The sequence below is a fragment of the Caulobacter sp. Root343 genome, from assembly GCF_001425745.1.
Classification (GTDB): Bacteria; Pseudomonadota; Alphaproteobacteria; order Caulobacterales; family Caulobacteraceae; genus Caulobacter.
Genome location: NZ_LMDF01000006.1, coordinates 199,025 through 216,970, shown reverse-complemented (window position 1 = coordinate 216,970; position 17,946 = coordinate 199,025). Strand labels below are relative to the sequence as shown.

Annotated in this window: 18 protein-coding genes and 4 pseudogenes; 11 read left to right on the top strand and 11 right to left on the bottom strand. The window is 70.0% G+C overall.

Annotated features, from left to right (window positions below):
* Positions 1-199: 199 nt before the first annotated feature.
* From ASC70_RS08735 to ASC70_RS08725, 4 genes and pseudogenes are all read right to left on the bottom strand, one after another.
* The gene (locus ASC70_RS08735; protein WP_056048993.1) at positions 200-1,432 is read right to left on the bottom strand and encodes a DUF4167 domain-containing protein; all 1,233 of its coding nucleotides are present in this window, start codon (positions 1,430-1,432) and stop codon (positions 200-202) included.
* A pseudogene (locus tag ASC70_RS24885) lies at positions 1,429-1,653 on the bottom strand (hypothetical protein). Before ASC70_RS24885 ends, ASC70_RS08735 begins: the two are co-directional and overlap by 4 nt.
* A gap of 37 nt (positions 1,654-1,690) precedes the next feature.
* Positions 1,691-2,560: a peptide chain release factor N(5)-glutamine methyltransferase gene (gene prmC, locus ASC70_RS08730; RefSeq protein ID WP_056048991.1), complete on the bottom strand. Its 870-nt coding sequence runs from the start codon at positions 2,558-2,560 to the stop codon at positions 1,691-1,693.
* 173 nt (positions 2,561-2,733) lie between these two features.
* The gene (locus tag ASC70_RS08725; RefSeq protein WP_056048988.1) at positions 2,734-3,495 is read right to left on the bottom strand and encodes an MOSC domain-containing protein; all 762 of its coding nucleotides are present in this window, start codon (positions 3,493-3,495) and stop codon (positions 2,734-2,736) included.
* A gap of 102 nt (positions 3,496-3,597) precedes the next feature.
* On the opposite strand from ASC70_RS08725, the gene ASC70_RS08720 reads away from it, so the two are divergent.
* From ASC70_RS08720 to ASC70_RS25560, 4 genes and pseudogenes are all read left to right on the top strand, one after another.
* Positions 3,598-4,812 carry a YihY/virulence factor BrkB family protein gene (locus ASC70_RS08720; RefSeq protein ID WP_056048985.1) on the top strand — a complete coding sequence of 405 codons (1,215 nt, stop codon included), beginning with the start codon at positions 3,598-3,600 and terminating at the stop codon, positions 4,810-4,812.
* A 100-nt stretch (positions 4,813-4,912) separates the two neighbouring features.
* Positions 4,913-4,984: pseudogene (locus ASC70_RS25955) on the top strand (hypothetical protein); the annotation flags it as partial.
* 47 nt (positions 4,985-5,031) lie between these two features.
* Complete coding sequence (locus ASC70_RS08715; protein ID WP_056048982.1) at positions 5,032-5,559, top strand: GNAT family N-acetyltransferase; 528 nt, start codon at positions 5,032-5,034, stop codon at positions 5,557-5,559.
* A 283-nt stretch (positions 5,560-5,842) separates the two neighbouring features.
* A pseudogene (locus ASC70_RS25560) lies at positions 5,843-5,974 on the top strand (hypothetical protein); the annotation flags it as partial.
* 760 nt (positions 5,975-6,734) lie between these two features.
* Here the strand turns inward: ASC70_RS25560 and ASC70_RS08705 are convergent.
* On the bottom strand, positions 6,735-8,117 hold the full coding sequence (locus ASC70_RS08705; protein WP_056048977.1) for a PLP-dependent aminotransferase family protein: 1,383 nt from the start codon (positions 8,115-8,117) through the stop codon (positions 6,735-6,737).
* A gap of 95 nt (positions 8,118-8,212) precedes the next feature.
* On the opposite strand from ASC70_RS08705, the gene ASC70_RS08700 reads away from it, so the two are divergent.
* The 3 genes and pseudogenes from ASC70_RS08700 to ASC70_RS25950 all read left to right on the top strand — a co-directional run.
* Positions 8,213-8,884, top strand: coding sequence for a LysE family translocator (locus ASC70_RS08700; RefSeq protein ID WP_056048974.1), 672 nt, complete (start codon positions 8,213-8,215; stop codon positions 8,882-8,884).
* A gap of 138 nt (positions 8,885-9,022) precedes the next feature.
* Positions 9,023-9,496: a molybdopterin-dependent oxidoreductase gene (locus ASC70_RS08695; protein WP_056048971.1), complete on the top strand. Its 474-nt coding sequence runs from the start codon at positions 9,023-9,025 to the stop codon at positions 9,494-9,496.
* 35 nt (positions 9,497-9,531) lie between these two features.
* Positions 9,532-9,607: pseudogene (locus tag ASC70_RS25950) on the top strand (hypothetical protein); the annotation flags it as partial.
* 26 nt (positions 9,608-9,633) lie between these two features.
* Here ASC70_RS25950 and ASC70_RS08690 read toward each other — a convergent pair.
* Complete coding sequence (locus ASC70_RS08690; RefSeq protein WP_056048969.1) at positions 9,634-10,164, bottom strand: DUF1993 family protein; 531 nt, start codon at positions 10,162-10,164, stop codon at positions 9,634-9,636.
* Between the two features lie 229 nt (positions 10,165-10,393).
* Between ASC70_RS08690 and prfA the strand changes: the two genes are divergently transcribed.
* A complete protein-coding gene (gene prfA, locus ASC70_RS08685; RefSeq protein ID WP_056048965.1) occupies positions 10,394-11,464 on the top strand; it encodes a peptide chain release factor 1 in 1,071 nt (356 codons plus the stop codon).
* A gap of 3 nt (positions 11,465-11,467) precedes the next feature.
* The gene (locus ASC70_RS08680) at positions 11,468-12,232 is read left to right on the top strand and encodes a pseudouridine synthase (RefSeq protein ID WP_056048962.1); all 765 of its coding nucleotides are present in this window, start codon (positions 11,468-11,470) and stop codon (positions 12,230-12,232) included.
* Between the two features lie 345 nt (positions 12,233-12,577).
* Here the strand turns inward: ASC70_RS08680 and ASC70_RS08675 are convergent, their stop codons facing one another.
* Complete coding sequence (locus ASC70_RS08675; protein ID WP_056048958.1) at positions 12,578-13,450, bottom strand: LysR family transcriptional regulator; 873 nt, start codon at positions 13,448-13,450, stop codon at positions 12,578-12,580.
* Between the two features lie 85 nt (positions 13,451-13,535).
* Here ASC70_RS08675 and ASC70_RS08670 point away from each other — a divergent pair, with 85 nt between their 5' ends.
* Together ASC70_RS08670 and ASC70_RS08665 are read left to right on the top strand one after the other, a co-directional pair.
* A complete protein-coding gene (locus ASC70_RS08670; RefSeq protein ID WP_082539632.1) occupies positions 13,536-14,192 on the top strand; it encodes an FMN-dependent NADH-azoreductase in 657 nt (218 codons plus the stop codon).
* On the top strand, positions 14,189-14,515 hold the full coding sequence (locus tag ASC70_RS08665) for a multidrug efflux SMR transporter (RefSeq protein WP_056048955.1): 327 nt from the start codon (positions 14,189-14,191) through the stop codon (positions 14,513-14,515). The genes ASC70_RS08670 and ASC70_RS08665 overlap by 4 nt, the downstream gene beginning before the upstream one ends.
* A gap of 4 nt (positions 14,516-14,519) precedes the next feature.
* Here ASC70_RS08665 and ASC70_RS08660 read toward each other — a convergent pair whose 3' ends face one another.
* From ASC70_RS08660 to ASC70_RS08645, 4 genes are all read right to left on the bottom strand, one after another.
* Positions 14,520-14,972 (bottom strand): MaoC family dehydratase, encoded by a 453-nt coding sequence (locus ASC70_RS08660; protein ID WP_047410303.1) that lies wholly within the window; start codon positions 14,970-14,972, stop codon positions 14,520-14,522.
* Between the two features lie 79 nt (positions 14,973-15,051).
* Positions 15,052-15,453, bottom strand: a complete 402-nt coding sequence (locus tag ASC70_RS08655; protein ID WP_056048953.1) for a hypothetical protein — start codon at positions 15,451-15,453, stop codon at positions 15,052-15,054.
* A gap of 11 nt (positions 15,454-15,464) precedes the next feature.
* Positions 15,465-16,604 (bottom strand): flavodoxin-dependent (E)-4-hydroxy-3-methylbut-2-enyl-diphosphate synthase, encoded by a 1,140-nt coding sequence (gene ispG, locus ASC70_RS08650; RefSeq protein WP_056048950.1) that lies wholly within the window; start codon positions 16,602-16,604, stop codon positions 15,465-15,467.
* A gap of 182 nt (positions 16,605-16,786) precedes the next feature.
* Positions 16,787-17,851 carry a RodZ family helix-turn-helix domain-containing protein gene (locus ASC70_RS08645; RefSeq protein WP_056048947.1) on the bottom strand — a complete coding sequence of 355 codons (1,065 nt, stop codon included), beginning with the start codon at positions 17,849-17,851 and terminating at the stop codon, positions 16,787-16,789.
* Between the last annotated feature and the right edge of the window lie 95 nt (positions 17,852-17,946).

Below are 17,946 nucleotides of genomic sequence, written 5' to 3'. Positions count from 1 at the left end.
GCCAAACTAGAGTGTCATCTCGGCCGCAGCGAAGCGGAGAGCCGGGACCGCCACAGACGCAACGCTTCCTGCGGTCCCGGATAGCCTCTGCGAGGCTTCCGGGATGACAGGGAGAGGGGGTCGGTCGAGCTAGGCGTCCGCCCAACGAAAAAGGGAGCCGCTTTCACGGCTCCCTTTCCGAAACATCGATGACCTAGCCTCAGGCCTCTTCGGAGCCCGAACCGGCCGGAGCGCCCTCGCCCGCCTCGAAGCTGCGCGGGGCGCGGCGGCGGCGGGGCTTCTTGGCCTCTTCGCCGCCCTCGGCGTTGGCGGCCGCGGCCGGAGCCTCGGCGGCGACCGCCTCGACGGCGGCCGGCGCGGCGGCGGCGCGGGCGGTCTTGCGGCCCAGGAAGGCCGGGGCCTCGCTGACGGCGCCGTCCTGGCCGCGCAGCACCGGCGAGCTCTCGCTGGCCGGGGCGGCGCTGGAGGTCGGCAGCGGCGAGGCTTCCGGCTCGATCACGGCCATCGGATCGCGGTCGCCGCGCGGCTGCCAGTCGCGATCGCGGTTGCGGTCACGGCCACGGCGGCGGCCTTCGCGGCCCTCGCCCTCGGCGCCTTGCGGCTGGGCCTCGCCCTCGGCGGCGACCGGACGGTCGTCGCGCGGACGATCATCGCGGGGACGGTCGTCACGGAAACGGTCTTCGCGCGGCCTGTCGTCACGGGGGCGGTCGTCACGAGGGCGGTCGTCACGAGGGCGGTCGTCACGAGGACGGTCATCCCTCGGGCGGTCGTCGCGGGGACGATCATCACGGGGACGATCATCACGGGGTCGATCATCACGCGGGCGGTCGTCGCGGGGACGATCATCACGAGGCCGATCGTCACGGGGACGGTCGTCGCGGTCACGCCAGCGGTCGCGGCGACCTTCGCCTTCGCGGACGCCGTCGCGGGGACGGTCATCGCGGTTGCGGTCACGGTTGTCACGGTTGTCGAAGTTGCGGTTGCGGTCGCGATCACGGTTCTCGAAGCGGTCGCGGCGCTGTTCGCCTTCACCGCCCTCGCCGCCGTCGCCCTGGTTCTCGGCCTGGGCCGGAGCCTCGACGGCCTCGGCCTCTTCGGGCTCGGCCTCGAAGTCGATCTCGTACGCCGCGTAGACGTCCTTGCCGACGATGTCGCTGACTGGACGATTCGGCTGGATGGCCCGCAGGACACGGAAATAGTGCTCGGCGTGCTGCAGATAGTTCTCGGCCAGCACCCGGTCGCCGGACGACGTCGCGTCGCGGGCCAGCTGCTGGTACTTTTCGTAGACGCTCTGGGCCGCGCCGCGAACCTTGACCCCTTCGGGCCCGTTCGAGTCGAACGCGCGGTTGGCGTTGTGCTGTTGAGGCTTGCCGCCGTTGCCGCCGCGATTGTTGCGGCCGCGTTGGCGCTTCATGCCTTTGAAATCTCTCATGTTCTCTTCTGAACCTGTCCGGAGGTCAGTCTTTTGCTGGCGCGTCCGGCCTTGCTGGTCTCTGAGCGGGTCGAACCCTGGGTCGGTTTCAGAGACACTGGTTTCCGTAGAGCCCCCGCCCTGCCTTGCGGCGCGGCGACCGGCGGACCGGGCGCGCCTGCCGGGGGAGCCTCGCATGCGCCCGACGCCTAAGCGTCAACGACGTCTGCTTTTCCCGTCACCCGGCGATCTGGAAGGAGACATGACTCGTCTAACGGTTCACGCCCGGCTTTCCAAGGGATTTTTCACCCCGGTGACAACGCGGTCGTGGGTCGACAGGTCCTTGACCGTCCGGACCTCCTGGCCGCCGGCCTGGCGGAACAGGGCCTCGACGGCCTTGGACTGGTCGAAGCCGATCTCGACGGCGAACATGCCGCCGGGCTTCAGCACCCGCAGGATCTCCGGGGCCAGCAGGCGATAGGCGTCCAGGCCGTCGGCCCCGCCGTCCAGGGCCAGGCGCGGTTCGTGGTCGCGAACCTCCGGCTCCAGGGTGTCGATGTCGGCGGTCGGGATGTAGGGCGGGTTGGAGACCACCAGGTCGAAGGTCGCGTCGCCCAGGCCCGCGGTCCAGTCGCCGTCCAGGAAGGCCGCGCGGGTGTTGAGGTCCAGGCTGGCGGCGTTGTCGCGGGCCACGGCCAGGGCCTCGGCGGAAGCGTCGACCCCCAGGCCTTTGGCCGCCGGCCGCTCGGCCAGCACCGCCAGCAGGATCGTGCCCGAGCCGACCCCCAGGTCCAGCATGTTGAAGTGCATCGCTTCGGGGAAGGCCTTCAGCACCTCGTCGACGATGACCTCGGTCTCGGGACGGGGGGTCAGGACGTTCTTGTTGACCTGCAGCAGGATCTTCCAGAAGCCCTTGCGGCCGATGATGTGGCTGACCGGCTCGCGGCGCGCGCGGCGCGAGAGGTAGTCCTCGAGAGTGGCTTCCTGCTCGGCGCTCAGCTCGCGATAGGGATCGGTGACGATCTCGGTGCGCGAGACGTCGGCGGCCACTTCCAGCATCAGGCGCGCGTCGATGGACGGCTGATCGATGCCCGCCGCCTTCAGGCGATCCTTGGCGGCGGTCCAGGCTTTGACGAGGGTCAGGGTCATGGGCGGGGGTTTAGCGCTTTGGGGAGAGCGTTCCAATATCCGACTTCGGCTGTCATCCCGGACGGTCCGCAGGACCGATCCCGGACCGCCGGAAGCGCCGAGCTTTCCGCGGTCCCGGCTCTCCGCTTCGCTGCGGCCGGGATGACAGGAGAATGGCGGGATGGCGAAGCTGACTAGCCCAACGCCACCCGATCACCCTCCCCGACCGTCCCGCCCTGCGTGACGTTCAGGTAGATCCCGCAGAACATGTGGCCGTAATTGTCGAACAGCGCCTTCACCAGCTCGACGTCGCGCTCGGCGGTCGTGGGGTCGACGTGGGTGGCGGCGCAGCGGACGATGGGTTTCAGCACCTCGGCGGTCGCGCCGCCGACGGTCAGGGTCTTGCCCGTCCAGTCGTTCTCGACCCAGGCCGGCCAGCCCTCGACATAGAGGTTGGCGCGGAAGCGCAGCGGATCCAGGTCCATGCCCACGCGCCGCCCGAGGTCGCGCACGCTGGCCAGGTTGACGATCGAGACGTAGCCGGACTTGCTGTCCATGAACCGGTGCGCGCCGGGCCCCTCGATGACCTTCAACGGGCCGGAGACCTCGTCGCCCAGCAGGCCAGCCAGCCAGGCCTCGAAGGCCGCCCGCCCCGCGTCGGTGCGCAGATCACCGGCGAAGCCCTCATGGCCCTCGGCCGTGGCGCTGAATACTCCAGTGGCCGCATCATAGGCTGTGCGCGCCTTGGCGACGGCCGGGATCTTGGCCAGCACCGTGAACTTCATCTTCGAGATGTGGTCCGGCGCGGCGGGATCGAAGCCGCTGGGCCCGTCCTCGACCGCGTAGAGCCGGTCGCAGGGGAAGCACGCCCCCGCCTCCAGCGCGGCCGAGGTCAGCCGCTCGGGCGTGAAGCCCTTGACGGGGTGGCGGTAAATCGAGGCGATCCGGGCGTCCATGGCGCGCAAGATCGTGGCCGACTCGGGCTATGGCAAGGCTTTCAGCGCCGCAATGCGGAACAGAGCGCGGCCATCGGGGTTTCCCTGGCCTGGAGGGCGCCCATGACCGACGCATCGCCGCGTCCGATCCTGAGTTGGTTGAAGTCGCGTCCGTACCATCTGGCGCCGTGGATCGTGCTGCTGGCGCTGACGCCGTTCGCCCTTCCAGCCAAGAAGCCGACCGAAGAGCCGATCATCGATCCGCCGGGCCTCTCCGAGGATCGGGCGATGCCGCCGCACGAGTTCGACGAGGCCGAACCGCGCCGGGGCCGGGCGGCGCGCCATCCGGGCCATATTCCGCTGCTGGGCTGGCGCGACATCCTGTGGCGCACCTGGCGCGAGATCAGCGTCGACCGCCTGCCGGCCGTGGCCGGGGGCGTGACCTTCTACACCCTGCTGGCCCTGATCCCGGCCATCGGCGCCTTCGTGTCGCTGTACGGCCTGTTCGCCGACGTGCGCACCGTCGAGGAGCAGCTGCGCGGCATGCAGGGCGTCTTCCCGCCCAGCGTGGTCCAAATCGTCGGCGAGCAGATGCTGCGCCTGGCCAACCAGGGCGAGGGCAAGCTGGGCGTGGCCTTCGCCTTCAGCCTGCTGCTGTCGATCTGGAGCGCCAACGCCAGCATGCGGGCGCTCTTCGACGGCCTGAACATCGCCTATGACGAGGAGGAAAAGCGCCATCTCGTGCCGCGCACCCTGCTCAGCTATCTCTTCACCTTCTGCGCCCTGCTCTATGCGGCGATGGCCTCGGGCGTGCTGATCATCACGCCGATCCTGCTGAAGGCCGCCCGGCTGTCGGCGCTGGACGGGATCCTGGCGCCGATCCGCTGGCTGAGCGTGATGGCCATGACCGCCTTGGCGTTCGGGGTGCTCTACCGCTTCGCCCCCAGCCGGGCCCAGGCGCGCTGGCGGTGGGTGTGGATCGGGGCGGCCGCCGCCTCGGCCGGATGGCTGGCCGGCTCGCTGGGCTTCTCGCTCTATGTCAACCGCATCGCCCATTACGACGCCACCTACGGCCCGCTGGGGGCGGTGATCGCCTTCATGGTCTGGGTGTGGTTCTCGATCATGGCCATCCTCGTGGGCGCCGAACTGAACGCCGAGATCGAGCACCAGACCGCCGTCGACTCCACCACCGGCCCCGAACGGCCAATGGGCGCGCGCGGCGCGGCCATGGCCGACACGGTGGGCCTGGCCTTCCACCCCTGGGAGATGATCAAGCGCGAGGCGGGCATGGTCCGGCGGGTGACCGGCGGGGCGTGGAAGAAGGTGCGGGGGCGGTAGATCTGGTCTCTCCTCCCCATTAGGGGGAGGTGGATCGATGCGAATACGCATCGAGACGGAGGGGGTCGCGAAGCGGTGGTGCGTCCGCGACCGCACAGGGCCCCTCCACCGGCGTTCGCCGGTCCCCCTCCCCCAGAGGGGGAGGAGAGATGAGATCTCGTCTTCCCTCTGAAACCTTCCCGCCCTAGCTTGCCGCGCCTTTTCCGCCAGGAACCCACCATGCCGCTGCTGACCCTCTACAAGGACCACGAGCTGGCCGACATCGCCGCCCTGGTGAACTCGGCCTATCGCGGCGAGCTGGCCCAGCAGGGTTGGACCAGCGAGAGCTACCTGCTGGGCGGCCAGCGCACCGACGAGGCCACCCTGCGCGCCGACCTCGCCGCCAAGCCGGGCTCGACCCTCCTGACCTTCCGCGACGAAGAGTGGGAGAAGCCCTATGCCTGCGCCTGGCTGGAGCTCGCTGGTGACGACGCCTGGTATGTCGGCATGGTCACGGTCTCGCCGCTGCGCCAGGACGGCGGGATCGGCCGGGCGATGCTGGAGACCTGCGAGGCCTACGCCAAGGCGCGCGGCGGCAAGACCATCCGGATGACCGTCATCTCGGTCCGCGACACCCTGATCGCCTGGTACGAGCGGCGCGGCTACCGCCTGACCGGCGAGACCGAACCCTTCCCGTACGGCGACGAACGCTTCGGCGTGCCGCAGCGCGACGACCTTTGCTTCGTGATCATGGAAAAGGCGCTGTAGGGGGCGGCTGAGCCGGAAAACCGCCTTCAAGCCAACAACCCTGCCTTCCTAGGCCTTGTGCCTAGGACCCATGCTTCCGCTCGCGCGACGCCACAGGGTAGGCGACCACACGGACGGAGCGCGCCGTCCTTGCCGAACCCAGCCGATCCATGGGCCCTAGGCACAAGGCCTAGGGAGGCAACGATTTTGCTGATCTCTCCCTCTCAGCGCATTACCGAACCTTAAGTGGCGCCGCGCCGCCCCCTGCCCTCACATGCCCGCGTTCTGTGATCAGGGGCTCTCCATGCGTTTCATGTTCCGCGCGGCCTTCGGCGCCGCGCTCGCCGTCGCGGCATCGGCCTCCACCGCCTGGGCAGCGGTGACGCCCGTGCCGGTCGGCCAGCCGCTGGCGCGGTTCGACAAGGTCAAGCCGGCCGTGCACCGCTACCTGCGATACCGGCAGGTGGGCGACACCATCCAGCCGATGGACGTCTGGACCCGCGAGATTCGCATCGAGCCCGACCCGGCCGGGGTCAAGCGCCTGCACATCGTCCAGCACTGGGACGGGGCGACGCTGGGCAACGTCAAGACGCTGGACTCGTGGTTCGAGCTGGGCACCTTCCGGCCGTTCACCCACGAGCGCCGCACCACCAAGGACGGCCAGACCAAGATCGAGGGCTTCGACTTCAAGCCCGACCGGATCGTCGGCCTGAAGGACCTGCCCGGCAACGCCCAGGCCGCCTATGACGTGGCCTCGCCGGAGCCCAGCTTCAATTTCGAGACCGACACCGAGTTCCTGCAGGCCCTGCCGCTGGCGGCCGGCTACGAGGCCAGGATCGTCTTCCACCACCCGGGCGGCGGCCCGCCGGCGCCCTACGTGTTCAAGGTGACGAGCAGCCAGGTCCTGACCAGCTCGGCCGGCGGCAAGGTCGACTGTTGGGTGATGACCACCGACTACAACCGCCCCGACGGCAAGCCGGCGACCTTCTGGCTGGCCAAGGACAGCCAGGTGGTGGTCAAGGTCGTGTCGCCGGCGCCGGATGGCTCGACGTGGGTGAAGACGTTGATGTGGTGACCATAAAAACTGTCATCCCGGACAAGCGCGTAGCGCGCCGATCCGGGACCGCCGGAAACTCTGAGCTTGTCGCGGTCCCGGCTCTTCGCTTCGCTACGGCCGGGATGACAGTTTTTATGGCCTAAACCATCGCCCGCGACCGCTCGCCGACCTCGCTGGACAGCGCCCCGGCCACGATCTCCAGTCCCCGTCGCAAGGTCTCCCGATCGGGGGTCGCGCCCAGGCAGACGCGGACGCCGCTGCCGAAGCCCGGTTCGATCACCGGGGCCGACGGCGGCGTGACCTCGGCCCCGCCGCGCAGGGCCCGGCCGGCCAGGCGCTCGGCCTCCAGCTCGCTCATCGGCAGCCAGACGTGCGGGGCGGTGTCCGAGCGCGGGGCCTCGATCGCGGGACCGAGGATCTCGCGGGCCATGACCAGGCGCACGGCGGCCTCGTCGCGCACCTCGGCCAAAATCGCGTCGGCGACGCCGTCCTCGATCCATTGAGTGGCGATCAACCCGCCGAACGCCGGCGGGGCGAAGGTCACCACCCGCACCGCGTCCAGCACCCGCTCGAAGGCCTCGGCGGCCGGAGCGACCAGGAAGCCGGCGCGCAGGCCCGGGGCCAGGGTCTTGGACACTCCCGAGATGTGGAAGGTCCGCTCCGGGGCCAGCATGGCGAACGGCGGCGGGGCGTCGTCGGCATAGGCGCCGTAGATGTCGTCCTCGACCAGGGTCAGGTCGTGCTTGCGGGCGATGGCGACGATCGTGTCGCGGCGCGAGCGGCTCATGATCCGACCCGTCGGGTTCTGCAGGGTCGGCAGCACCGCCAGCACCCGTGCGCCGGTCGCCTGGATCGCTTCCTCCAGGGCGTCGGGACGCAGGCCCTCGGCGTCCATAGCCAGGCCCCTGACCCGCCAACCGCTGTGGGCCGCCAGGGCCTTGAGGCCGTGATAGGCCAGAGCCTCGGTCAGCAGCACGTCGCCGGGCCGCAGCACCGCGCCCAGCGCCAGGGACAGGCCCTGCTGGGCGCCGGCGCAGCAGATCAGCCGCCGCCAATCGACCGCCTCGTAGCTGCTGGTCCGCGCCAGCCAGGCCGCCCCGGCCCGCCGCTGGGCCTCGTGCCCCGTGGGCGGCGCGTAGGCCAGGTGCTCGGCCAGGTCCGAGCGCTTGCGCAGGCGGGCCAGGGCCTCGGCGATCCGGTTGGTGGCCGGGGCCGACAGGGCGATGTTCTGGGCCAGGTTGATCGGTCCGTCGCGCTCGAACGGCCGGTGGGCGGTCAGGGCGTTGACGAAGCTGCCGCGGCCGACATGGGCGCTGACCAGCCCGGCCTTCTCGGCCTCGACATAGGCCCTCGTCACCGTGCCCAGGCCCACGCCCAGCCGATAGGCCAGCTCGCGCTGCGGCGGCAGGCGCGCGCCGGCCGCCAGCACGCCCGAGGCGATGTCGCCGCGCAGCACGCCCACCAGCCGCTCGTACAGCGGCGCCTCGCCGTCGGGGATCACTGGCGTCCAGGCCTGGACCACAACCGTCTCCTATATTGTCACCATAACAATATGCGGTTTGACTCGCGATACAATCGAAATCATCACGGTGACATCTTGCCCGATGGGAGGCCGTGATGACCCCGGAACTGCTGCTCGCTTTCGTCCTGTTCGCCTTCGCCACGGCCGGCACGCCCGGCCCGAACAACATGATGCTGCTCGCATCCGGCGCAAACTTCGGCTTCCGCCGCACGGTGCTGCACATCCTGGGGATCAGCTGCGGCCTGGGCTTCATGGTGCTGGCCATGGGCTTTGGCCTGGGCGGCCTGTTCCGCGCCTATCCGGTGCTGCACGAGGTGCTGCGCTGGGTCGGGGCGGCCTACATGCTGTGGCTGGCCTGGAAGATCGCCATGTCCAGCTCGGTGAGCGACAAGAGCCTGGGCAAGCCGATGACCTTCCTGCAGGCCGCCGCGTTCCAGTGGGTCAATCCCAAGGCCTGGGCCATGGCCCTGAGCACGGTGACGACCTACACGCCGGAGGGCTCGGGCTGGACCATCGTGCCGCTGCTGGCCGGGACCTTCATGCTGGTCGGCGCGCCGTGCAGCGCCGCCTGGGCCGGCTTCGGCCAAGGCCTGCGGCCGTTCCTGGACCGCCCGGCCGTGCTGCGGACATTCAATGTCACCATGGCCGCGCTGCTGGTTGTCTCGCTGTACCCGCTGCTCGTCGACCACAAGGCCGCGCCGGCGCCGGCGCCACGTGAGGTGGCGTCCGAGGCGCCCGCGCTGCCGGTGATGCGGTCGCACGGGTAGCGTCCCACGTTGTCATCCCGCCCCGGGCTTGACCCGGGGGCGCAGCGCGCCGATCCGGGACCGCCGCAAACTCAGCGTTCGCGGCGGTCCCGGCTCTCCGCTACGCTGCGGCCGGGATGACAATGATTTGGAGCCCCCATGCGCCTGCTGCTCGCCCTCGCCGCCACCTTCGCCCTCGCCACCGCCGTCCAAGCCCAGGACCTGACGGTCACCATCGCCGGCCGCGACAGCGTGGTGCTGGGTCCCAAGGACCTGGCCGCCCTGCCGCGCGCCAAGGCGACGATCACGGTCAAGGGGGCCAGCGTCACCTATGAGGGCGTGCGGCTCGACGCCGTACTGGCCCAGGCCGGGGTGGTGCACGGCGAGCGGCTGATGGGCCGCTATCTGAACCAGGTGGTGATCGCCCGTTCGGCCGACGGCTTCTTCAGCGTGCTGTCGCTGGCCGAGACCGATCCCGTCTACCGCGCCAATCCGGTGGTGGTCGCCGACACCGTCAACGGCCACAAGCTGGACGCCCGCGAGGGGCCGTATCGGCTGGTGGTGGACGGAGATCTGCGGCCGTCGCGGGCCCCGCGCCAGGTGGTGTCGATCGAGGTCAAGCCGGCGTTCTGAGCGGCTACTTGCCCCCACCTGACCGCTTCGCGGTCGTCCGCCCCCGGAGGGGGCGGAAGAAACGCGCTCCTTCTTCCCCCTCCGGGGGAGGAGCGCCGCAGGCGCGGAGGGGGCAAGTTAGCCGCCCTCCGCCCCTCTTAAGCCGCCGTCTTCACCCGTTCCGGACCCAGGTTCAGATAATCCCGCTTGCTCAGCGGCACGCCTTGATTGCGCAGGATGTCGTAGGCGGTGACGACGTGGAACTGGAAGTTCGGCAGCACGAACTCCAGCAGGTAGTCCTGGCCCGTGAAGCCCAGGGTGAACGGCCCGGCCGGCACCTCGATCTCGCGGCTCTCGGCCCCGTCGAACGCCGAGGCCGGCACGCCCTCGACGAAGGTCAGGGTCTTGGCGACGCGGGCTTGCAGGTCGGCGAAGGTGGTTTCCTCGTCGGCGAAGCTGGGGGCCTCGACGCCGGCCAGGCGGGCGGTGGCGCCCTTGGCGGTGTCGGAGGCGCGCTGGATCTGGCCGGCCAGCGGCAGCATGTCCTCGAACAGGCGCGCCTGGACATAGGCGTCCGGGTTGGTCCCGGCGGCCTCGGCGTGGGCCTTGGCCTTGTCGAGCAGGGCCGAGAGCGTCTTGAGGCCGCGCGTGATCGAGGTCACGGCGACGTGCTGGATGGAGACGGACATAGGGATTCCCTCGCTAGGCCCGCCGAACCCTCCGGCCGAGCCGCACAGCGCAGGTAGCGACCCGCTTGAGCGTTTTCAATAACTACCTATGCGAAATACTTATGCGTCGCCCCGCGGCTGCGGGCCCGTCTGGCCTACGAGCCCGAACGGGTTTCTCCCCGATCCATTCCCTTCGGCGGGGAAAGGCTTTAGACAGACCGACCGTTCAATCAGCCACACGACAAGCCCCTTGCGACTGCCCCAGGCCCGCCTCGATCAGGTTCTCGACCGTTACCGCGAAGTGGAAGCCCGCATGGGCGCCGCGACCGACGGGACCGAGATCGTCAAGCTCTCCAAGGAGCACGCCGAGCTGCGCCCGGTGGCCGAGGCCGTCGAGCGCCTGGCCAAGCTCTCCGCCGAGCGCGCCGAGCTGGACGAGATGGCGGCCGATCCCGAAATGGCCGCCATGGTCCGCGACGAGATCCAGGCCCTGGACGACAAGCTCCCCGCCCTGGAGCACGAACTGGCCCTGATGCTGGCCCCCAAGGACAAGGACGAGAACGCTTCCGCCATTCTCGAAGTGCGGGCTGGCACAGGGGGCGACGAAGCGGCCCTGTTCGCCGGCGACCTGTTCCGCATGTATCAGCGCTACGCCACTCTGCAGGGCTGGCGCGTCGAGATCGACAGCATCTCGGAAGGCGAGATGGGCGGCTACAAGGAAATCGTCGCCTCGATCACCGGCGACGGCGTGTTCGGCCGGCTGAAGTTCGAGAGCGGCGTGCACCGGGTGCAGCGCGTGCCGGCCACCGAGGCGCAAGGCCGCATCCACACCTCGGCCGCCACGGTCGCCGTCCTGCCCGAGGCCGAGGACGTCGAGATCGACATCAAGGACAGCGACCTGCGGATCGACACCTACCGCTCGTCGGGGGCCGGCGGCCAGCACGTCAACAAGACCGACTCGGCCGTGCGCATCACCCACTTGCCCACCGGCGTGGTGGTGACCAGCTCGGAAAAGTCGCAGCACCAGAACCGCGCCCGGGCCATGAAGAACCTGAAGGCGCGCCTGTACGACATGCAGCGCGAGGCCCTGGACACCGCCCGCTCCGACGCCCGCAAGAGCCAGGTCGGCAGCGGCGACCGCTCGGAACGCATCCGCACCTACAACTATCCGCAGGGCCGGGTCACCGACCATCGCATCAACCTGACCCTCTACAACCTGGCGCGGATCATGGAGGGCGACGCCCTGGACGACGTGATCAACCCGCTGATCGCCGAGGATCAGGCCGAGCGCCTGGCCAGCCTCGAAGAGAGCTTCGGCTAGACCATGGCCTTCACCCGCACCTACGGCGAGGACGAGCCCCAGCGGGTCAACAAGTGGCTGGCCCAGAGCGGCGTCTGCTCGCGCCGCGAAGCCGAGGCCCTGATCGCCGAAGGCCTGGTCTCGATCGACGGCGAGGTCGTCGAGGACGTCGGCCGCAAGATCCTGCCCGGCCAGACCCTGGTGCTGGCCGACCGCGCCACGGCCCAGCTGAACGCGGCCTACACCTACATGATCCACAAGCCGGTCGGCGTGGTGTCGTCCCAGCCGGACCCCGGCCAGATCCCGGCAGCCCGCCTGCTGACCCGCCAGAACATCTGGGGCGGCGTGCCCGCGCCGATCCCGCAGTCGGGCGACCTGCTGCCGCCGATCGGCCGCCTGGACAAGGACTCGCGCGGCCTGCTGCTGCTGTCGCAAGACGGCGTCGTGGCCAAGGCCGTGATCGGCCCGCAGTCGGACCTGGAAAAGGAATACCGGGTCGCGGTGATGGGCGAGCTGACGGAGGAGAAGCTGGAGCTGCTGCGCTTCGGCCTGGAACTGGACGGCCGCGAGCTGCGCCCGGCCGAGGTCGAGGTCATCTCCGACCAGCGCCTGAGCATCGTCCTGCGCGAAGGCCGCAACCGCCAGATCCGCCGGATGTGCGAGCTGGTCGAGCTGAAGGTCGTCGACCTGTTCCGCGTCCGCATCGGCCCGCTGACCCTGGGCGAGATGCCGGAAGGCCGCTGGCGTCCGCTGACCAGCGAAGAACGCGCGGCGCTGGTTGAGGGGTGATGAACTATCCCCTCTCTCATAGAGAGAGGGAGGGGTCCATGCGGAGCATGGGAGGGTGAGAGGTTATAATCTCTCAGAACGAAGCGCCGCTTCTCCCGACCTCCCCCGCGAAGGCCGGGGCCCAGATCGAACCCACCAAGCGCCCGCGGTCCTGCCCGATCAGCGGATCGCGAACACCCCAAACGCTCAGGACGCATCTGGGCCCCGGCCTTCGCCGGGGAGGTCGGCGTTTGGGAGGAACTCATTGTCTCCGGATTTCCGGCCAGCGGTGAAACCTCTCACCCTCCCACCGCTTCGCGGCGGGCCCCTCCCTCTCTCTATGAGAGAGGGAAATTGGGCGCGGCCCTAGCCGCTCTCTGGCCGGATCAACCCATCCCGCAGGTGTTCCGTCGCGAAGGCGGTGAAGGCGCGGATCCGAGGCGAGGCCCTGAGGTCGGGATGCGACAGCACCCACAGCTCTGACGCCAGTTCGGGGATAGGTTGGCCGACGCCGCGCAGCCGTGCGTCGGCCAGGTATTCCGGCAGGACCGCGCGGCCAAGGCCGCTCGCCGCCGCCTCGGCCGCCACCGCCATGCTGTTGACCCGGCAGCTGGAGCCCTCCGCCTGCCCCCTGTGCGCGACCCATCGCGCGGACGGCGCGCCCAGCATGCTGTCGTCGAACGTGATCCAGCCCAGCCCCTCGGCGGGGGCGTCGCGGGCGACATAGACCCGGAAGTCGAAGCCGCCGACGAGCCGCCCCAGCAGCGTCTCGGGCGGCGTGCGGGTCGGGCGGATGGCGACGTCGGCCTCGCGTCGCCCCAGGTCGGCGAAGGCGCTCGACACGGTCAGGGAGATCTCGACGCCGGGATGCGCTCGCTGGAAGGCGTGGACCAGGCGGCAGACCGGCCCGATCAGCGAGTCCGGCGTCGTCACCGCCAGCGGCCCCACCAGCCGGGCGTCGGCGGCGGCCAGGGTCAGGTCGAGGGCGTGCAGTCGCTCCGAAAGCGCCTCGGCGGCCTCGAGGATCGGCGCGGCGCGGGCGTTGGGGAACAGCCGGCCGTCATCCCGTTCGAACAGCGGCCCGCCCAGCCGCTGTTCGATGCGGCCCAGCCGGCGATAGACCGTGGCGACGTGTGCGCCCAGCGCCCGGGCGGCCGCCTTGATCGAGGCGCCGCGCGCCAGGGCCACGACCAGCTCGACGTCGGCATAGTCGATGCCATTCGCATCCTTGCGAATCATCTTCGCCTTCTTGGCTATTTTCGTCGCGGGGACACGAAACTAGATCGGATCGGTGCGGCCGTCACGGCCAGGATCGGAGCCTTCCATGTCTCGCCTTCTGTTCATCGAAGCCTCGCCGCGAGGCCCGTCCTCGATCTCGACGGCGCTGGCGGGGGAGTTCGTCGAGCAACTGTCGTCCCACGGCGGCGTGACGGTGGATCGTCTGGATCTCTGGGCCAAGCCCCTGCCCGAACTGGACGGCGCCCTGCTGCAGGCCAAGTACGCCTGCCTGGCCGGCCGCGCCCACGACGCGGCGGAGATCGACGCCTGGCGCGGGGTCGAGGCCATGGTCCAGCGGCTGGCCCGCGCGGACGCCGTGGTCATCGCCTCGCCGCTGTGGAACTTCGGCATTCCCTACAAGCTCAAGCACTATATCGACCTGGTCACCCAGCCGGGCCTCACGTTCCGCTTCACGCCCGGCGAGGGCTATGCGCCCCTGCTCCGCCCCAGGCCCGTCGTGGCGGTGCTGGCCAGCTCCGGCGACTATCGGTCCGGGCTGAGCTACGGCCGCCAGGACCTGGCGACGCCCTATCTGAAGGCGGCCCTGGCCTTCATCGGCCTCTCGGACGCGACGGTGATCGGGGCCGGACCGACGGTGGGCCCGGCCGAGGCGATCGCCGACGGCCTCGCCGACGCCAGCGCCCAGCTGCAGGCCTTGGCGCCGGGATTTCTCGCGGCCAAGGTCCTGGGGCAAGGCGCATGACGACCGGCGGCGCGTGGATGCTGTTGGTCGCCTCGGGCCTGACCGACGTGGCCTGGGCCTATGCCGCCAAGCGCGCGGACGGGTTCAGCCATCTCGGCTGGGGCGCGGCTTCGGTCGCCCTGCTCGTTCTGTTCATCGCCCTGCTGACCAAGGCCCTGCAGCGCCTGCCCCTCGGCGCGGCCTATGTGGTCTGGACCGGGATCGGCGCCGTCGGCGCGGTGATCGTCGGCGCGGTTCTGCTGAAGGAGCCGGTGACCGGGCCGCGGCTGGGCGCGATGGCGCTGGTGGTCCTGGGCGTGATCGGCCTGCGGCTGCAGACCTGACGGGCTAGCTCTTGTGGGGCCGCCGGCGGCGCGGCACCCGCACCACGGCTTCGCCGTCCATGATCGGCTCGTCGCCGACCAGGGCCTCGCAGCGCAGGGTCACCCGGGCGCTGACCTCGTCGATGGCCGCGACGGTGATGCGGGCGACGACCACGTCGCCGATCCGCACCGGCTTGTGGAAGGCCAGGGTCTGGGACAGGTAGATCGAGCCGGCCCCCGGCAGGATGGTGCCGACCACCGCCGAGCCGAACGAGGCCGACAGCAGGCCGTGGGCGATCCGGCCGCGATAGGCGGTCTTGGCCGCGAAGGCCTCGTCCATGTGCACGGGGTTGAAGTCGTCCGAAGCCTCGGCGAACTGGCCGATGCGCTGTTCGGTGACGGTCACGCGCTTTTCGGCCACCATCCCGACGGACAGTTCTTCCAGGATGTAGCCGCCGGACGGATGAGGTTCGATCATGACGCGGCGTTAGCCGTGATGGGGCGTCGTGGCTAGTGGAAATGCGCCGTGCGCGGATCGAGCCCGCTCGGCCGGCGCCTCATCGACCGGGTTTGGGGTACGGAACGAAGGCGTTCAGGCTGACCGAACCCTGCGAGATGCGCGAGCCGGGATCGATCAGCGTGACGATGTCCATCCGGCACAGCTGCCCGCCGTTGGTCTTGGTCACCAATGTGGCGTCACGGTGCAGGAAGGCCGCGCCGCTGGGCCGGTTCACATAGAGGGCGCCGCCCGGCATCTCATAGACGATGGCCGTCTTGTCGATGATCCGCGAAGCGCCCATCAGGCGCTGGTTGAGACAGTCGACCGGCTTCCCGGCCGTGCGGCCTTCGAGCATCTTGGCCAGTTCGGCCTCGGGCGGCTCCCGGTGCTTTTCGGCGAACGCGGCGGACGCCGAAGCCAGGACGAGGACCGCCGCCAACCCGTGAAGCATCGCGCGCATCGTTCGACTCCCTATTCCGCCGCCAGAACCTCGGCGTCCTTGGCCGCTTGCAGCTCGGCGGCCTTCTTTTCGACGAGCTCGACGATGTGATCGATCATGCCGTCGTTGGATTGCTTGTGGTCAGGCTTGCCGGCCATGTAGACCATGCCCGCCCCGGCTCCGCCACCGGTGAAGCCGATGTCGGTCATCAGGGCCTCGCCCGGACCGTTCACGACGCAGCCGATAATCGACAGCGACATGGGCTGGGAGATGTGGGCCAGCCGTTCTTCCAGGGCCTCCACCGTCTTGATGACGTTGAAGCCCTGCCGGGCGCACGACGGGCAGGCGATGATGTTGACGCCGCGGTGGCGCAGGCCCAGCGACTTCAGGATGTCGAAGCCGACCTTGATCTCCTCGACGGGATCGGCGGCCAGCGACACCCGGATGGTGTCGCCGATACCGGCCCACAGCATCGAGCCGATGCCGATCGAGGACTTCACCGTGCCGGTGCGCTGCGCCCCGGCCTCGGTGACGCCCAGGTGCAGCGGGCAGTCGATGGCCTCGGCCAGCTGGTAGTAGGCGGCCACGGTCATGAACGGGTCGGACGCCTTCACCGAGATCTTGAACTCGTGGAAGTCGTGGTCCTGCAGGATGCGGGCGTGGTTGAGGGCGCTCTCGACCATCGCCTCGGGGCACGGCTCGCCGTATTTCTCGAGCAGCTCGCGTTCCAGTGAGCCGGCGTTGACGCCGATCCGCATCGAGCAGCCGTGATCGCGGGCCGCCTGGATCACGTCGCGCACCCGGTCGGCCGAGCCGATATTGCCCGGATTGATCCGCAGGCAGGCCGCGCCAGCCTGGGCCGCCTCGATGCCGCGCTTGTAGTGGAAGTGGATGTCGGCCACGAGCGGGACCTTGGCCTCGCGGGCGATGGTCTTGAACGCGGCGGTGCTGTCGACGTCGGGGCAGCTGACCCGCACGATGTCGGCGCCAGCCTCTTCCAGCTGGCGGATCTGCTCCAGCGTCGCCTTGGCGTCGCTGGTCAGGGTGTTGGTCATCGACTGGACGGTGATCGGCGCGTCGCCGCCCACCTCGACATTGCCGACGCGGATCTTGCGCGATTGCCGACGCGTGATCATGCGCCAGGGACGGACGTGCGTGTGGTCTGCGGCCATGGGGGTAATTTAGAGGGTGTTGGGGGCGGATAGAAGGGCCCTTCCCATTCCTTCTCCCCTTGCGGGAGAAGGTGTCGCCGCCAGGCGACGGATGAGGGGTCGCGCGGACCTGTCGGAAAGGGGCTTTCAACCCCTCATCCGTCCGCTTCGCGGCCACCTTCTCCCGCAAGGGGAGAAGGGAATTATTGAGGCTTCGGAGCCGCCACCGCCACCGCCGGCTTCGGCGCCGCGGGCGCGGCCGGGACCAGCTTGCTCAGGGCCGTCTGGCTCGATTGCAGACGGCCGGTCAGCACGCCATTGCCATAGACCTCGAACACCGCCGGATCCGAGACGTCGGCGGTCAGGCCGGGCGTGCGCGGGGCGCGATAGGCCTCGCCAGCGGCGAGGGCGCGGGCGAAATAGACCTGGCCGTCGGCGCCGCGCACCACCAGGGTGGCGGCCTTGCGGGCCTGCAGGATGACGCCCGAGGACTCGGCGGGCGAAGCGCCCATCACCGCGCCCTTGGGCTTGAACGGTCCGCCCAGCACGAACTGGGCGCTAGGATCGACGACACCGGCCTTGGCGTCGGCCGCATCGCGCGCCTTGGCGGCGGCGTGGGCCGCGTCGACCGAACCGCCGTTGGCGGCGGCGTCGTCGAGGCCGGGGGTCTTGTAGGGCTCGGGCGTGGTCGATTCGACCGGGGCCGGCAGCGGCGCGCCGAGCGCCACCTGGGTGTTGCTGGCGTGGGCCTGGACCTGGGTCGAGGCGGCGGCCGAGGCCACCTGGGCCGGCGGCTCGTCCTTGGCCATGGCGCGCTGGGCGACGTTCCACAGCAGGATGGCGCCGACCACCAGCAGGCCGCCGGCGAAGATCAGGGCCAGGCGCGGATCGCGCTCGCGGCGCACGCCGACCGGGGCGCGCAGCTCGCCGCCCTCGTCCGGCGCGTCATTCTTGAAGCGGGCCACGGCGGCGTCGCCGTCCAGGCCCAGCAGGCCGGCATAGGCGCGAACATAGCCGATGGTGAACGGGCGCGAGGGCAGGTCGTCGAGGCGCATGTCCTCGAGCGCCTCGATATAGCTCTGGCGGATGCGAGTGGCGTCGGCGACGTCCTGGGTGGTCAGACCGCGGAATTCGCGGGCCGCCTTCAGGGCCAGACCGATGTCGGCCCCCTGGTCCAGCGACGGTTGCGCCACAGCCACCGGTGTGTCGTCCGCTTCAGCGTCCGCGACCAAATGCAAACGCCTCACGTTGCCCATATCCAGCGGCATGCGAGTCAGTAGCCCCCAAAATCGCGCCGCGCGCGAACGCGGCGTACGCTCCCCCACTCCGTAGCGCACGGAGTCTTAACAAGTGTTTGTGGATA

Coding starts and splice junctions, on each gene's coding strand:
- ASC70_RS08695 (WP_056048971.1), top strand. CDS start 9,023: ATGCGCCTGCTGCTCGCCCTCGCCGCCACCTTCGCCCTCGCCACCGCC.
- ASC70_RS08670 (WP_082539632.1), top strand. CDS start 13,536: ATGTCTCGCCTTCTGTTCATCGAAGCCTCGCCGCGAGGCCCGTCCTCG.
- ASC70_RS08660 (WP_047410303.1), bottom strand. CDS start 14,972: ATGATCGAACCTCATCCGTCCGGCGGCTACATCCTGGAAGAACTGTCC.
- ispG (WP_056048950.1), bottom strand. CDS start 16,604: ATGGCCGCAGACCACACGCACGTCCGTCCCTGGCGCATGATCACGCGT.
- ASC70_RS08675 (WP_056048958.1), bottom strand. CDS start 13,450: ATGATTCGCAAGGATGCGAATGGCATCGACTATGCCGACGTCGAGCTG.
- ASC70_RS08655 (WP_056048953.1), bottom strand. CDS start 15,453: ATGCGCGCGATGCTTCACGGGTTGGCGGCGGTCCTCGTCCTGGCTTCG.
- ASC70_RS08690 (WP_056048969.1), bottom strand. CDS start 10,164: ATGTCCGTCTCCATCCAGCACGTCGCCGTGACCTCGATCACGCGCGGC.
- ASC70_RS08725 (WP_056048988.1), bottom strand. CDS start 3,495: ATGGACGCCCGGATCGCCTCGATTTACCGCCACCCCGTCAAGGGCTTC.
- ASC70_RS08720 (WP_056048985.1), top strand. CDS start 3,598: ATGACCGACGCATCGCCGCGTCCGATCCTGAGTTGGTTGAAGTCGCGT.
- ASC70_RS08735 (WP_056048993.1), bottom strand. CDS start 1,432: ATGAGAGATTTCAAAGGCATGAAGCGCCAACGCGGCCGCAACAATCGC.
- ASC70_RS08665 (WP_056048955.1), top strand. CDS start 14,189: ATGACGACCGGCGGCGCGTGGATGCTGTTGGTCGCCTCGGGCCTGACC.
- ASC70_RS08645 (WP_056048947.1), bottom strand. CDS start 17,851: ATGCCGCTGGATATGGGCAACGTGAGGCGTTTGCATTTGGTCGCGGAC.
- prmC (WP_056048991.1), bottom strand. CDS start 2,560: ATGACCCTGACCCTCGTCAAAGCCTGGACCGCCGCCAAGGATCGCCTG.
- ASC70_RS08700 (WP_056048974.1), top strand. CDS start 8,213: ATGACCCCGGAACTGCTGCTCGCTTTCGTCCTGTTCGCCTTCGCCACG.
- ASC70_RS08715 (WP_056048982.1), top strand. CDS start 5,032: ATGCCGCTGCTGACCCTCTACAAGGACCACGAGCTGGCCGACATCGCC.
- ASC70_RS08680 (WP_056048962.1), top strand. CDS start 11,468: ATGGCCTTCACCCGCACCTACGGCGAGGACGAGCCCCAGCGGGTCAAC.